Origin of the sequence: Halovenus marina (assembly GCF_051414115.1) — an archaeon.
Taxonomy (GTDB): Archaea; Halobacteriota; Halobacteria; order Halobacteriales; family Haloarculaceae; genus Halovenus; species Halovenus marina.
The window spans coordinates 702361-715082 of the sequence record NZ_JBLKNZ010000001.1 but is presented as its reverse complement, the minus strand read 5'-3'; the positions used below and the strand labels follow the sequence as shown (position 1 = coordinate 715082).

At 63.8% G+C, this 12722-nt stretch carries 14 protein-coding genes and 1 tRNA gene; 7 read left to right on the top strand and 8 right to left on the bottom strand.

Features of this window, described 5'->3' with window-relative positions:
- The first annotated feature begins 26 nt into the window (after positions 1–26).
- Positions 27–980: a M48 family metallopeptidase gene (locus ACMGFL_RS03640; RefSeq protein ID WP_436934175.1), complete on the top strand. Its 954-nt coding sequence runs from the start codon at positions 27–29 to the stop codon at positions 978–980.
- Here ACMGFL_RS03640 and ACMGFL_RS03635 read toward each other — a convergent pair whose 3' ends face one another.
- From ACMGFL_RS03635 to ACMGFL_RS03625, 3 genes are read right to left on the bottom strand one after another with little or no spacing between them, the layout of a single operon-like run.
- Positions 981–1742, bottom strand: a complete 762-nt coding sequence (locus tag ACMGFL_RS03635; RefSeq protein ID WP_436934174.1) for an HAD family hydrolase — start codon at positions 1740–1742, stop codon at positions 981–983. It abuts the gene before it with no gap.
- Positions 1739–2989 carry an anhydro-N-acetylmuramic acid kinase gene (locus ACMGFL_RS03630; protein ID WP_436934173.1) on the bottom strand — a complete coding sequence of 417 codons (1251 nt, stop codon included), beginning with the start codon at positions 2987–2989 and terminating at the stop codon, positions 1739–1741. The genes ACMGFL_RS03635 and ACMGFL_RS03630 overlap by 4 nt, the downstream gene beginning before the upstream one ends.
- Positions 2979–4052 carry a serine hydrolase domain-containing protein gene (locus tag ACMGFL_RS03625; RefSeq protein WP_436934172.1) on the bottom strand — a complete coding sequence of 358 codons (1074 nt, stop codon included), beginning with the start codon at positions 4050–4052 and terminating at the stop codon, positions 2979–2981. Before ACMGFL_RS03625 ends, ACMGFL_RS03630 begins: the two co-directional genes overlap by 11 nt.
- Positions 4053–4245: 193 nt before the next feature.
- On the opposite strand from ACMGFL_RS03625, the gene ACMGFL_RS03620 reads away from it, so the two are divergent.
- Complete coding sequence (locus tag ACMGFL_RS03620; RefSeq protein ID WP_436934171.1) at positions 4246–4692, top strand: NYN domain-containing protein; 447 nt, start codon at positions 4246–4248, stop codon at positions 4690–4692.
- A 36-nt stretch (positions 4693–4728) separates the two neighbouring features.
- Here ACMGFL_RS03620 and ACMGFL_RS03615 read toward each other — a convergent pair whose 3' ends face one another.
- The 4 genes from ACMGFL_RS03615 to ACMGFL_RS03600 all read right to left on the bottom strand — a co-directional run bounded on the left by ACMGFL_RS03615 (position 4729) and on the right by ACMGFL_RS03600 (position 7028).
- The gene (locus tag ACMGFL_RS03615; protein WP_436934170.1) at positions 4729–5109 is read right to left on the bottom strand and encodes a helix-turn-helix domain-containing protein; all 381 of its coding nucleotides are present in this window, start codon (positions 5107–5109) and stop codon (positions 4729–4731) included.
- 64 nt (positions 5110–5173) lie between these two features.
- Positions 5174–5413, bottom strand: coding sequence for a DUF8001 family protein (locus ACMGFL_RS03610; RefSeq protein ID WP_436934169.1), 240 nt, complete (start codon positions 5411–5413; stop codon positions 5174–5176).
- 97 nt (positions 5414–5510) lie between these two features.
- The gene (larE, locus tag ACMGFL_RS03605) at positions 5511–6353 is read right to left on the bottom strand and encodes an ATP-dependent sacrificial sulfur transferase LarE (RefSeq protein WP_436934168.1); all 843 of its coding nucleotides are present in this window, start codon (positions 6351–6353) and stop codon (positions 5511–5513) included.
- A 75-nt stretch (positions 6354–6428) separates the two neighbouring features.
- Positions 6429–7028, bottom strand: a complete 600-nt coding sequence (locus ACMGFL_RS03600; RefSeq protein WP_436934167.1) for an IMP cyclohydrolase — start codon at positions 7026–7028, stop codon at positions 6429–6431.
- Positions 7029–7177: 149 nt separating this feature from the next.
- Here ACMGFL_RS03600 and ACMGFL_RS03595 point away from each other — a divergent pair, with 149 nt between their 5' ends.
- The 5 genes from ACMGFL_RS03595 (at position 7178) to ACMGFL_RS03575 (ending at position 11113) form a co-directional block, all read left to right on the top strand.
- Positions 7178–7975 (top strand): homing endonuclease associated repeat-containing protein, encoded by a 798-nt coding sequence (locus ACMGFL_RS03595; RefSeq protein WP_436934166.1) that lies wholly within the window; start codon positions 7178–7180, stop codon positions 7973–7975.
- A 47-nt stretch (positions 7976–8022) separates the two neighbouring features.
- Positions 8023–8095: transfer RNA gene (locus ACMGFL_RS03590), tRNA-Gln, on the top strand.
- Positions 8096–8169: 74 nt separating this feature from the next.
- Entirely contained in the window at positions 8170–8451 is a 282-nt protein-coding gene (locus tag ACMGFL_RS03585) for an ArsR/SmtB family transcription factor (protein ID WP_436934165.1), read from the top strand.
- A 114-nt stretch (positions 8452–8565) separates the two neighbouring features.
- On the top strand, positions 8566–8871 hold the full coding sequence (locus tag ACMGFL_RS03580) for a DUF8036 family membrane protein (protein WP_436934164.1): 306 nt from the start codon (positions 8566–8568) through the stop codon (positions 8869–8871).
- Positions 8872–9040: 169 nt separating this feature from the next.
- Complete coding sequence (locus ACMGFL_RS03575) at positions 9041–11113, top strand: DUF7282 domain-containing protein (RefSeq protein WP_436934163.1); 2073 nt, start codon at positions 9041–9043, stop codon at positions 11111–11113.
- 43 nt (positions 11114–11156) lie between these two features.
- Here the strand turns inward: ACMGFL_RS03575 and recJ are convergent, their stop codons facing one another.
- The gene (gene recJ / locus ACMGFL_RS03570) at positions 11157–12596 is read right to left on the bottom strand and encodes a RecJ family nuclease (RefSeq protein WP_436934162.1); all 1440 of its coding nucleotides are present in this window, start codon (positions 12594–12596) and stop codon (positions 11157–11159) included.
- Positions 12597–12722 lie beyond the last annotated feature (126 nt).

Below are 12722 nucleotides of genomic sequence, written 5' to 3'. Positions count from 1 at the left end.
TTGTCTCTCCGTGAAAACAAGCGATCATGTCCCGCGGCCCCACCGCACTCGTGTCCGTCCTCATGGGGGTCGCCGTCTTTCTCGTCTACGCTGGACTTTCCGTTGCGAGCGCGCTCGTTCTGTGGGCCGTCGTTCTCGACCCGCCGCCGCTGTGGGTGCTGTCCGTGGTGTTTGTCGCCGCGGTGGCCGTCTTCGGATACGTGGCCCATCGGCTCGGAACGATACGGCTGCTGACCAGCCTGGAATCGACGGAACTGTCACGCGGGCGGGCACCGACGGTCTACCGTCGGCTGGAGCGACTCACCGCGGAGATGGGACTTCGACAGCCGCAACTGCTGGTGGCAGAGATGGACGCCCCGAACGCGTTCTCGCTCGGGACGCCGACACAGAGCGTCATCGTACTCGATTCGCGGCTGTTCTCGCTTTTGACCCCCGACGAACTGGAAGCGATACTCGCGCACGAACTCGCTCACATCGAGCGGCGGGACACGCTCCTGCAGACGCTGGTCGTAACGGCGATGCGCCTGCTCGTCACGGTGGTGTTCGTGCTGCTCGCACCGATCACGCTTTTGTTGCTCGGCATCGATCGGGGCACGGCCTGGATCGCAGGGCGTCCCCGGCGCCGACAGTACGGGCTCGCCTGGGTGTTTCAGCGGTCCATTCAGTTCACTCTCGGCGCGCTGTTCAGCGTGCTGACCCTCGGCCTGCTCGCGTACTCGCGCAAGCGCGAGTTCGCCGCCGACAGTCGCGCAGCCGAGGTGACTGGGCATCCGGTCGCGCTGGCTCGCGCACTCGCGAAGATCCATCGAGCGAGCATCCCGCGACGCGGCATCCTCTCGCTTCTGTACATCGAACAGAAGCAACAGCGACCGCCCGAATGGCTCTCGACCCATCCAGAGACGGAACGACGGATCGAGCGACTGCTCGCACGGGCAGACCGACCCGTCGAGAGTCCCGCCGTCGCTCGGCTTCGGCGCTGATCAGAGCCCGAGATCAGTCAACAGGTTCGTCAGGTGAGCCATGTCGCGGTCCTCGACGACGAGGTCGGTCTGCTCGATGACCGAGTCGCCGATCCGCTCGTCGGGGTCGAAAGCGACCGACCAGCCAGCGACCGCGAACGCCTCCACGTCCGTGTGTGAATCGCCAACGTAGAACACCTCCGAGAGGTCGACGTCGTACTCGGCACACAGGTCATCGAGGACCGCGTCCTTGTCGTCGGGCCCGACGCGTGCGCGCGCGCCGACAAGTTCCTCGCCTTCCGAGTCATTCCCGTCCCCGGAGTTCGCTCCGGCAGCCTTCCCGTCCGCGAACTGGATCTCGTTCGCGTACCGAAAGTCCGGTTCGAACGGGTCGAGGACGGCCTGGAGGCCTCGAACGCCGCCGCTGACGACGCCGTAGGGCACGTCGCCGTCCTGGAGGAGTTCGAGGAGTTCGTTCGCGCCGCGTGTGAGTTTGACCGCCGCCGCCGCTCGCTGGATGTGCCGACGGCGAACGCCTCGCTCCGCGAGCAGGTCGACGTTTCGCTCACACCACTCCTGGAAGTCGATCACCTCGGCGTCGTACTGCTCGGTCAACTCCTTTCCCGCGCCACGGGTGCCAAAGAGTTCCTGAAGGAGCAGCCAGCCGCCGCGCTGGTCGACGAGCGTTCCGTCGAAGTCGAACACGAACAGTTCCGGCACATCGAGTTCGACAGGACCACCCGGCGTCCGGATCGGTTCCCCAGGCCCGGGGTCAACGATCATGGCTGGCTCACCTTCCCCATGACGACGGGGCGGTCGGCACCGGTCGCGGCGGGGACGGTGTTTGCGACGCCGTCGAGTCGTGTCGCCCCGAGCAGCGCAAACAGCGCGGCCTCCTTGTTGTCCGGGCCGATCCCGCCGTGGTCGAGCGGCGAGACGGGACAGGTCAGTTCATCGCGGAGATAGGACAGCAGGGTGTCGTTGTAGGCACCGCCGCCGGAGACGAGCATCTCTTCGGGGTAGGGGTCGGCGAAGCGCTCGTAGGCCTGTGCGATCGACCGAGCGGTCAGCATCGTCGCCGAGGCGACGATATCCGCCTCCGACAGCCCGCGTTCGCGCCCGGCGTCGATGAAGTCTCGGGCGTACTCGTGACCGAACAGTTCGCGGCCGGTCGTCTTCGGCGGTTCCTCGGCGAAATAGGGCGCATCGAGCATCCGGTCGACGAGTTCGTCGCTGGGTGTTCCGCGAGCGGCCTGTCTGCCATCCTCGTCGTAGGTTCGCTCGCCGTCACTGAGAATCTCGACGACGGCGTCGATGACCATGTTGCCGGGGCCGGTGTCGAACGCGCGAATCTCGTCGCGGTCGGGGTTCGGCGGCAGGAACGTGCAGTTTCCGATCCCGCCGATGTTCTGGAGCGCACGCGCCTGCTCGCCCGCGAACAGCGTCGCATCCAGAAACGAAGCGAGCGGCGCGCCGTGACCGCCCGCCGCCACGTCGGCGGCTCTGAAATCCGATATCGTACGGATACCAGTCTCGGAAGCAATCGTTGCGCCGTCGCCAATCTGAAGCGTCGAGCGTACCGACCGGTCGAGCGCGTCGACCCGCTCCCGGTCCGGGATGTGCCAGACGGTCTGTCCGTGACTCGCGATCGCATCGACCGCGGCGGCGTCGAGTCCGGCCGCGGCGATCGCCTCTGTCGCTGCGTCGGCACAGACAAGACCGAGCGCCCGGTTGAGTCGGCAGGCCTCGTCGATCCGGCCGGTGTCGTCGTCACAGAGGGTGACGAGTCGCTCGCGAATCGAGTCCTCGTAGGGGGTCGTGACGAAGGACTCGACGGTCACGTCGTAGCCGAACGGACGCTCCGATTCGCGGACGACCCGACAACAGGCGGCGTCAACGCCATCGAGTGACGTTCCGGCCATCAACCCGACGACGTATCGCTCGTCGGAGTTGGTGTGCCCGCCATCAGTACTGATGTTCCCGTGTTTTACTGTCGATTCGACAGGTCGTTCCGAGGCGTTATCGTTCATTACTATCTGCTCTCGTTGCGGCGGCAACCTCGTGCAGGCGTGTTCGCAATCGTTGCAGGGCCTGTGTCTCCTCGGTGACGAGCACCCGGTTCGTAAGCGCGACCACGAACAGATCCTCGGTGGGGTCGAGCCACAGTGACGTGCCGGTGAATCCGGTGTGGCCGAGCGCGTCCTCGCCCCACCCCGTCGCCGGACGGGTCTGGGTTCCGAGTCGCCAGCCAAGCCCCTGCCGGGCGTCGAGTTCTGGAGTTCCGTCCTCGCTCAGACGCTCGACGGTCGTGGGCGCGAGCACCTGCGTCCCGTCGTGTCGACCCCCTTTCAACAGCAGCTGTGCGACCGTCGCCAGGTCGCCAGCGGTCGAGAAGAGTCCGGCGTTTCCGCTCTCGCCGTTCGCTGCTGCGCCCATGTAGTCGTGAATCTCGCCGCGAAGCGTTCGCTCGCGCCACTTGCGGTCCCGTGTCGCGGCGACGGGAACACCCGAAAGCGGGCCAAACGCCGTCTCGTCGAGATCGAGTGGCGATCCGACGAACCGGTCGAATGCCGCGGCGAGCGTTCCGTCCGTAATCGTCCGGACGAGTTCGCTCAGCAAGACGAAGTTGAGGCCGCTGTAAACGTGCAACTCTCCCGGCGGGGCGAGGACGCCGATCGGCGAGTCGGCGACCGATTCGACGAGCGCTTCCCGGGAATCCCAGCCGTACGGGAAGGACTTGTAGGGCGGCAGTCCCGACGTGTGTGTCAGAAGCGACTGGACTGGGATCGACTCGCGGGGCGTGTCGGCCACGCTATCGAGATGCTCCCCAAGCGTCGCGTCGAGGGCGAGTTCGCCGCGCTCGACGAGTCGCGCGACCACAGTCGTCGTCGCCACGGGTTTGGTCAGCGACGCCAGGTCGAACCGGGTGTCTGCAGTGACTGGTTCGCCATCCACCTCGCGCTCACCGACGACGCGAATTCGTCGCTCGTCACTCGTACCGACACCCAGCGCCGCGCCGCTGTACAGTCCGTCGCCGCGTCCGGACTCCAGCAGTTCCACCATCCGGTCGATGTCGGGCAGTCCACCCGTCATCGGTTCGGACGGACAGCCGACGGTGTCGGTTCGAGCAGGCGATGCGCAGCGACCACACGCAGGTGTGTGCTCGGGGCCATACTAGCTCCAACTGTGCCATCCATTTCAAGGGTGGCACTGGATACGTCCTCTGGATATTCGAGTGACACGCCGGGCACGACACCGATTTATCCCGTCCGGTGCAACCGGACGTATGGGACTGCTCCGAGGGCGCGACGACCGGACGCCGCGGGTCGGCCTGTTCGTCGACGGCCCGAACGTGTTCCGCGACGAGTTCGAGGTGGATCTGGACGAGGTTCGTGCGATCGGTGACGACGAGGGGCGGATGACGCTCGCGCGGATCTATCTGAACGAACACGCGACGCCGAACCTGATCAAGGCGGGCGAAGCCCGCGGATTCGACGTCGTCACGACCAGCGGCGACGTCGACGTTCGGCTCGCAGTGGATGCGACCGCCGCCGTCGTCGACGGGCAGATAGACGTGCTCGCCGTCGTCTCGCGGGACACCGACTTCAAGCCCGTCCTCGAACGTGCCGCCGCCAGAGATGTCGAGACCATCGCCGTCGCACCCGGCGAGTATGGCCGCTCGGACGCGCTGCAAAACACCGCTCAGCGTTCGATGACACTCTCGGATGGGTGATTGCTGGCGGAGGGACACGACTGGTCGAGCACGGGATCACTCCCCGAACTCGTCGATGCGCTCGTGGACGTACCCCGCCCACGCGTCGAGCGTCTCGTGGAGGAGTTCCCGGGTCTCGGGAAGCGGCGTCGCGGTGTACTGGTAGACGTGGCCGCCGCTGTCGAGGAGTCGCCGTTCCCGCTCTGCGAGGCCCTTCTCCCGGAGCGTCGACAACGAGCGATTGACGTTCGACCGGTCCCGGTCGAGTTGCGTAGCCAGTTCCTCGACGGTGCTGCCGGAATAGTCGAGCAGCGTCAGATACGTCCGTGCCTCGTGTTGCTGAATCCCGAAGACACAGACCAGTACCTCGCTGAACGTCGGTTCGTCTTCGAGCATCAGATCCCGAAACTGCTCCGGGGATGGGTCCGCCTCGGCCATACGCCGTGTTAGGATGTCGGTGCAATAAATCCAGCAGTTCGGGACCCGGTACCGGGTGCGATACTTACTCTTCGCGCGCGTACCCCTGCCGTTCGAGGCAGGTCTGCATCTCGGTCCGCGAGTCGTGTTTGTGCAGCCGCGTGGGCGTGTCGCAGTAGTACGTCTCGCCGTCGTACCGGAGCGTTATCTCGTGTTCCGATCCGAGAAACTCCGTCCGGACGACGATCCGCTCGCCGGATTCGAGGGCTTCGAGCAGTTCCTCGACGTCCATCTCTCCGGCCTCGATGACGGACTGGTTGGCCATTATCGCCCCTTCGGTTTCGTTCGTCTTGAGTGTCTCGTTCGTGTGTGACGTCCCTGCCCACCCGGGAGTCACGACGGCGGCCCGAATCGCGCGACGCTCAGTCGGTCACCTGCTCGGGTTCATCGGCTTCGGCAGGCATCTCGTCGGGGCTGACGCTCCCGGTCGCGTACCCCTCCAGATCCAGCGTGACGTGGTCGAAGCCAAGATCCGCGAAGTGCTCGCGGACGGCCCGGACAAAGTCGGCATCGAGCGCCACGTCGAGTTCGTCCTCGCCCACTTCGATCCGGGCGAGTCCGTCGTGGTCACGCACGCGAAACTGGTCGAACCCCCACGCTCGCAGGAGTTGCTCGGCACGCTCGATCCGAGTGAGTCGCTCCTCAGTTACTGAAATCCCTGTGGGGATCCGCGAGGAGAGACAGGCCATCGAGGGCTTGTCGGCGACCGATAGCCCGTAGTGGGCCGCGATCTCGCGCACCTCGGATTTGGTCACCTCGTGTTCCAGAAGCGGCGAGTACGCGTCCTGTTCGGCGACGGCGTCCAGCCCCGGCCTGTGCCCCTCTCCGGGGTCCGAAGCATTAGTTCCGTCACAGACCGTCGAGATGCCGAGTTCCTCGGCGCGGTCGAACATCGTCCCGAGACGCATCGACCGGCAGTGATAGCAACGCTTCTCGTCGTTTTCGACGAAGGCGTCGCTGTCGAGTTCGCTGAAGGAGACCACGTCGTGTCGGATGCCGATTTCGTCAGCGACCGCTCGGGCCGTTTCGAGTTCCGCCGCGGGGAGTGTCTCGCTCTTTGCAGTACACGCGACGGCCTCTGCCCCGAGTGCATCGTGGGCCAGTGCCGCGACCACACTCGAATCCACGCCGCCGGAAAAGGCAACGAGCACGCCATCGCGCGCGGCAAGGTCCGACTTGACCGCCGCGATTGTCTCCTCGACCATACGCTCGGTACTGCCTCTGTCTGGAAAAGCGCGTCGGAGACCCCGAGCGAACGGAGGTCCTCTACGGTTCCGTTCTCACTCGTCGTTGACGACTGCCGTCTCGAACCCGTCTGCAGTCGTCGAGACGCCCGCGGCACAGATCCGGTGTTCGAACTCGTGGTCGTACACCTCGCGGGCAGCGCTGGCGGCGTCAGTCGCGGCAAAGTCGAACGGTTCCGGCCGCGCGCGCTCGTAGGTCGCAACGAGCGTCGGTTCGGTCACTTCCTCAACGATCAGCGCGTCGCGTCTGACCGTTCCGATATAGGCGCTCTGTCCCTCCGTGGTGGTCGAGTCGTCGACGCCGACGATGCCAGCGATCCGCGGCGTGTCGTAGTCGTCTTTCTCGAAGTCCAGCGAGAGCAGCGGGTCCGCCAGCGCGTCGCGGGCGGGATAGCCCAAGGCGAGTTTCTCGGCGATGGGGTCGACGTGTGAGCCGTTTCCGAGAGCCGCACCGCTGTCTGTCACCTGAATGCAGTTGTAGGAGATGTATGGGTTGTCCGTCTCCGGTGCGTCTTCGGTCGGTCCGACGGTGACGGTTCCGTTGCGCTTGATCGCCTGTCGATTTGGGAACGACCGCGAGGAGACGCGGTACGCACCGACGGTCGGGGCGACGACGACGAATCGTCCAACGTACATACTCGCGTCTCGCGCGTCCGTGAGTATGTAGGTATCGGTCTGGGTTGTGGCTCAAGAGAAGCGTTTCGTGACTCGCTCGTTTTTGTATTTGAAGTATTAGTTCCACTGCGTGGTGATGTCTTAGGGACTGTCAGTTCGTCTGGTTGTGTATGCAGACGAGCGAGCGAGAGTGTCTAATTGCACTGCAAGAGGCAGCCTCGCAATTGGGGGAGTCACCGACAAAAGCGGAGTACGAGGAACTCGGGCTGACACCAGCGTCCGGAACGATAATTCGTGTCATCGGTGGCTGGAACGAAGCAAAAGAGCGAGCTGGCCTGAAGACAAATCCATCAAGGGGAACACGAGTTTCGTCGAAGCCGGATCATGTCGACCTCCCATCAGATGTTGGGTGGGACGAACTCACGGTCGACCAGCGCTGGCACTACCGGAACCGAGAGTGGAACACAGAACGGACACTACAGCGGCGATCTCGACTCCGCGATTGGGTAAACGAACAGAAGGCAAAGATTGGCTGTGAGGGCTGTGATGTGACCGACCTCACGGTACTGGATGCACACCACACCGACGGGGCGGAGAAAACGATGGCGCTCGTCGAGATGGTTACGTATGGATACCGCCGAGAGAAGCTTGCAGAAGAACTCTCGAACTGCATGATACTCTGTGCGAACTGTCACAGAAGAGCACACGGAAAGAGACGAGATGGCGAGAACACGTTACGGGGGTGGCTGCACGACTACAAACAAACGCGAGGTTGTGCCAACTGTGACGAGTCGGATCCGCGGTCGCTTGTCTTTCATCACACTGGCGAGAAGCGACAGTCCGTCTCACAGCTCGTCTCTGACGGGCGTCAACGAGAGGAAATCGAACGCGAAATAGAAAAGTGCGACGTACTCTGTGCGAACTGTCATCGAATAGTTCATTCGGGAGACTCACAATTGAATGGCTGAACTGCTTACGACACGCATAAGTACAGCCGTTGATTATCGAGGAGTGAAGTCCCGTGGTGTAGTGGCCAATCATGTAGCCTTCTGGGGGCTACGACGGAGGTTCGAATCCTCCCGGGACTATCCTGCCGCGTTTCTGCTCGTCGTGCCTCCGACGAGCGATGCTATTACAATCAAGCGCTCCGACTAACTGGGTAATGGAGGGTGTTCTCTGGTACGTACTGACAGGGACGCGCGGTGGCAAAAACCGCGTGCGCCTGCTCCGTGCGCTGGACGAGCGCCCCCGGAACGCGAACCAGCTTGCCGACGATCTCGATCTCGACTACAAGACGGTGCGACACCACCTCGACGTGCTGGTCGACAACGACGTGGTACAGTCAAGCGGCGACGACTACGGCGCAGTGTATCTCCCCACAGACCGCACACGGCAACACTGGGACACAGTCACTACGATCATCGAGCAGGTCGACGAATCATGACAGGAGAAAAGCCATGACAGGAGTCATCTCGCGCATACGTGGGCCGGTTTCGGGACCGTTTTGGAACGAAATTGGGAAAGTGGTTATACGGATGCACAGGGTAGGTGACATACGATGAGTCTCTGGTTCGATATCGCTCGCCTCGCGGCAGGCATCAACGTCGTGTTCCTCACGGTGTTGCTCTTTGTCTGGGGGCGCAACTACCTCGAATTTCGCTCGAAGCATACGCTCGGACTCGGAATGTTCGCAGTCTTCCTGCTCGCACGGAACGCGCTGTCGCTGTACATCTACATGGTCGACCCAATGCTGTCTTCCTGGTTCGCCTCCGACGTTCCCGACATCGCCTGGCGAGGGATGATGGCACTGCACGTCCTCGAAACGCTCGGACTGGCCTTTCTCCTCTGGGTGACGTGGGACTAACCGTTCGCCGCCGCTTTTAAATACTTCAGATTTTGTTGCGGACAGCAAATTTTTGCGTAGGGTATCGTCGATCATTCCAGCTACGTTGTCGACTTTGGGGGCGAAATTGGGTGAGAGTCCGGCCGGAGTTCGGAAAATCTTCTTTTAAGTACTCTCCATCGCATTTGATATGCGTCAACGCGCATACACAGTCGTAATGGTTGCAGCCCTCATCGCGTCGGCATTCGTCGGCGGGATCGGGGTCCTCGCAACACCGGCATCGGCAGACCAACACCAGGCGAGTGTCACCTTCGAGGGAACCACGTCCGGCGGTGAAACCATCACCGTCGACGAGGTGGTGCTTCCCGAGGGTGGCTTCGTCACCATCCACGACAGCACACTCACCGACGGGGCGACCCTCGCGAGTGTCGTCGGGACGAGCACCTACCTCGAACCGGGCACACACGAGAACGTGACCGTTCACCTCGACGAGGGGATCACGGACGGCACCTTCCACGCGATGGCCCACCAGGATACGAACGGTGACCGCGCGTACACGTTCGTCTCCTCGAACGGCGAGGCGGACGGTCCCTACACCGTCGACGGGAACATCGTCATGGACGACGCGCCGGTGACCGTCTCCGCGAGCGTGTCCTTCAGCGGACAGAACTCCGAGGGGACGTACGTCATCGTCGACCACGTCGAACTCTCCGAGGGCGGGTTCGTGACGGTACACGACTCCAGCCTGCTCGACGGAGCGACCTTCGAGAGCGTGCGCGGGACCAGCGAGTACCTCGCACCCGGAACCTACGAGAACCTGCGGATTCAGCTGGACGAGCCGCTCCAGAACGACGATACGCTCCTTCCGATGGCCCACCGCGACACGAACGACAACCAGGAGTACGATTTCGTCGACACGAACGGCGAGGCCGACGGCCCCTTCGTGAACGCTGACGGGAACGCTGTCCTCGACGACGCGCAGGTCGAGATGAGCAACAGTGCGTCCGTGACGTTCGCGCCCCAGGCGTCGGGCGGAACGACCGTCGTCGTCGAGGAAGTCTTCCTCCCCAACGGTGGGTTCGTCACGATGCACGATTCGACGCTGAACGACGGCGCGACCTTCGAGAGCATCCGCGGGACCAGCGAGTACCTCGCGCCAGGGATCCACCGCAACGTCGTCGTCACGCTCGACGACCCGCTTGCGGAGGACGGGACGCTCATCCCGATGGCCCACCAGGACACGAACGACAACCAGGCCTACGACTTCGCCACAAGTGAGGGTGACGCGGACGGACCCTACACCGCTGACGGCGACATCGTGCTGGCCTCGGGCGAGGTGACCGTCTCCGCGAGCGTCACCATCGACCGCCAGACCGCCGACGGCACGGCCGTCGTCGTCGACCACGTTGACCTCGCTGAGGGCGGGTTCGTGACCATCCACGATAGCTCACTGGCTGCGGGTGCGGTCATCGAGAGCATCCGCGGCACCAGCGAGTACCTCGAAGCCGGGTCACACGAGAACGTCGTCGTCGAACTCGACGACCCGCTGACCGAACCGAATCAGGTGTTCGCGATGGCTCACCAGGACACGAACGACAACCAGACGTACGACTTCGTCACGAGCGAGGGCGGCGAAGACGGCCCCTACACCGCTGATGGCAACATCGTCATGGACTCCGGAACGGTGAGTGTCACCGCGGCAGTCTTTGCAGACGCTGACGCATCGAGCGGTGAGACTGTCGTCATCGAGCAGGCGACGCTCCACAACGGCGGCTTCGTGACCATCCACGACTCCTCGCTGACTGACGGCGCGGTCATCGAGAGCATCCGCGGGACCAGCGAGTACCTCGCACCCGGAACCCACACGAACGTCTCGGTCACGCTCGACGAGCCACTGGAAGAGAACGACACTCTGTTCGCGATGGCTCACCTGGACACCAACGGCAACCAGGCCTACGACTTCGTCACGAGCGAGGGTGCTGAAGATGGCCCGTACGTGGCCGCGTCCGCACCGGTGATGGACAACATCGACGTCTCCGTCTCGGATGACGGCATGGGCGACGGTGACAACGGGATGGACGATGGCGATGATTCGGCTGGCGATGATGGGATGGACGACAGCGACGACTCCGCTGGCGACGATGACATGAACGACGATTCCGACGGGGACAGCGCCGACGACAGCGGCCCTGGATTCGGCATCGCCGCTGCGTTCGTCGCCTTCCTCGCGGCCGCACTCGTCGCGGCCCGTCGGCTGGCCTGACTGCAGACAGAACCACTTTTTTCGGCACTTCCTCGTTTCTCGACTAGCTGAGTTGCTCGCTCACGACCGAATCGGCGCGGTCGAGAAACGCCTCCTTCTTCTCGTCGGGGATGGTCGCACCCGCAGCGATGTCGTGCCCGCCGCCGTCTCCGCCCACCGACCGTGCTGCCTCACCGACGACCGCCGAGAGATCTAACCCGCGACCAACGAGTGGCCCGGTGCCGCGCGCGGAAATCTTGGTTTCGCCGCCCTCCTTGTCCGCGAAGGCGATGATCGGGCGGTCCGGGTCGACGCCATCGGTGCCAAGTGCCATCCCGGCGACGATGCCGACGATGGTCTCGCGGATCGAATCCTCGGCGTCGAACCACTGGACGTGCTCCATCTCCTCGACGCCGCGCTCTTTCACGGTCTGCAACCCCTCGGAGAGATTCCGGCGGTGGTTGGCGAGAAGTGTCTGTGCGCGGTCGAGCGCAGCCGCCCGGTCGCCCAGACACACCGCGAGGCCGACGTCCGCTCGCTCGTATCGCGCGGTCGCGTTCAGAAGCGTCGAGAACTCGCTCGCGTCTCTGAGTTCCGTTCCGGCGGGTTCGGCTTCGAGCGTGTAAGTCGTCCCGACGAGTCGTTGGGCCTTCTCGGCTGGAACGCCGCGTTTGAGCGCGCGCTGGAGGAGCGCGCTGGCGACTGTCTGACGCTCGTCGTCGGTCAGGTCGACCCAGCGTCGCCACTCCCCGTCCCGCTGCAGGTCGATGTCGAGTTCCGAGAGGAAGTTCACTGCGCCCTGTTTGTCGTTCGAGATGCCCGGAATCCGCACCTCGCTCGCGTATTCGAGCAGTTTCGGCAGCGGCCGAGTCTGCTTGCCGTACAGCGCGAGATCGGTCCCCTCCGTCAGGACACCGGCCTCGATACCCTCCTCGACTATCTTCCGGTTCGTTCCGACGAGTTCGCCGTCGACGGCCTGCATGTCCCCCACCGCACCGACGACTGCAAGACCGGCGAGGTCGCGGTTGTCGTACGGTGGGTCGCCGGCGTCCTGCAGGGGGGTCTCGGTTTGTTCGAGCGCACGCGCGAGGATATATGTGGCACCGGCACCGGACAGTTCTGACGCGCCGTCGATACCTTCGAGCAGCGGATTGAGATGAAACTCCGTCGTCTCGTCTGCTGGCTGGTGGTGGTCAGCGATGACCGGGTCGAAATCACCGGCCGCCTCGTGGGCGGCGATGATGTCGAGTTGCCCGCTCCCGAAGTCAGTGAAGAGCACAGTGTCGTACTCGCGGGCGGCAATCGAGGCGATTGCGTCCTCGTCGAGTTGCTTTTTGAACACGACCTCGTGGGAGATGTCGGCACGTTCGAGCGCCCGCGAGGCAATCGCAGCGCTCGTGAGGCCGTCGGCGTCGATGTGCGAGGCGAGCAACACCGAGTCGGCGGCGTGGAGTCGCTCCGCACAGGCCTGCGCTCGCGTTGCGAGTTCCGGTACCGGATCCATCGATACAGGATTGTTTCCCCTTCGGACTTAACGTTGCGGTCTCGATGGGGTTCGAGTCTGGCGGGCCGGAGCGGCTGAATCAGCACTTCCGCTGTGTTCCCAGGCCGTACGTTGAAGCCACATGAT

Coding starts and splice junctions, on each gene's coding strand:
- ACMGFL_RS03640 (WP_436934175.1), top strand. CDS start 27: ATGTCCCGCGGCCCCACCGCACTCGTGTCCGTCCTCATGGGGGTCGCC.
- ACMGFL_RS03635 (WP_436934174.1), bottom strand. CDS start 1,742: ATGATCGTTGACCCCGGGCCTGGGGAACCGATCCGGACGCCGGGTGGT.
- ACMGFL_RS03630 (WP_436934173.1), bottom strand. CDS start 2,989: ATGAACGATAACGCCTCGGAACGACCTGTCGAATCGACAGTAAAACAC.
- ACMGFL_RS03625 (WP_436934172.1), bottom strand. CDS start 4,052: ATGACGGGTGGACTGCCCGACATCGACCGGATGGTGGAACTGCTGGAG.
- ACMGFL_RS03620 (WP_436934171.1), top strand. CDS start 4,246: ATGGGACTGCTCCGAGGGCGCGACGACCGGACGCCGCGGGTCGGCCTG.
- ACMGFL_RS03615 (WP_436934170.1), bottom strand. CDS start 5,109: ATGGCCGAGGCGGACCCATCCCCGGAGCAGTTTCGGGATCTGATGCTC.
- ACMGFL_RS03610 (WP_436934169.1), bottom strand. CDS start 5,413: ATGGCCAACCAGTCCGTCATCGAGGCCGGAGAGATGGACGTCGAGGAA.
- larE (WP_436934168.1), bottom strand. CDS start 6,353: ATGGTCGAGGAGACAATCGCGGCGGTCAAGTCGGACCTTGCCGCGCGC.
- ACMGFL_RS03600 (WP_436934167.1), bottom strand. CDS start 7,028: ATGTACGTTGGACGATTCGTCGTCGTCGCCCCGACCGTCGGTGCGTAC.
- ACMGFL_RS03595 (WP_436934166.1), top strand. CDS start 7,178: ATGCAGACGAGCGAGCGAGAGTGTCTAATTGCACTGCAAGAGGCAGCC.
- ACMGFL_RS03585 (WP_436934165.1), top strand. CDS start 8,170: ATGGAGGGTGTTCTCTGGTACGTACTGACAGGGACGCGCGGTGGCAAA.
- ACMGFL_RS03580 (WP_436934164.1), top strand. CDS start 8,566: ATGAGTCTCTGGTTCGATATCGCTCGCCTCGCGGCAGGCATCAACGTC.
- ACMGFL_RS03575 (WP_436934163.1), top strand. CDS start 9,041: ATGCGTCAACGCGCATACACAGTCGTAATGGTTGCAGCCCTCATCGCG.
- recJ (WP_436934162.1), bottom strand. CDS start 12,596: ATGGATCCGGTACCGGAACTCGCAACGCGAGCGCAGGCCTGTGCGGAG.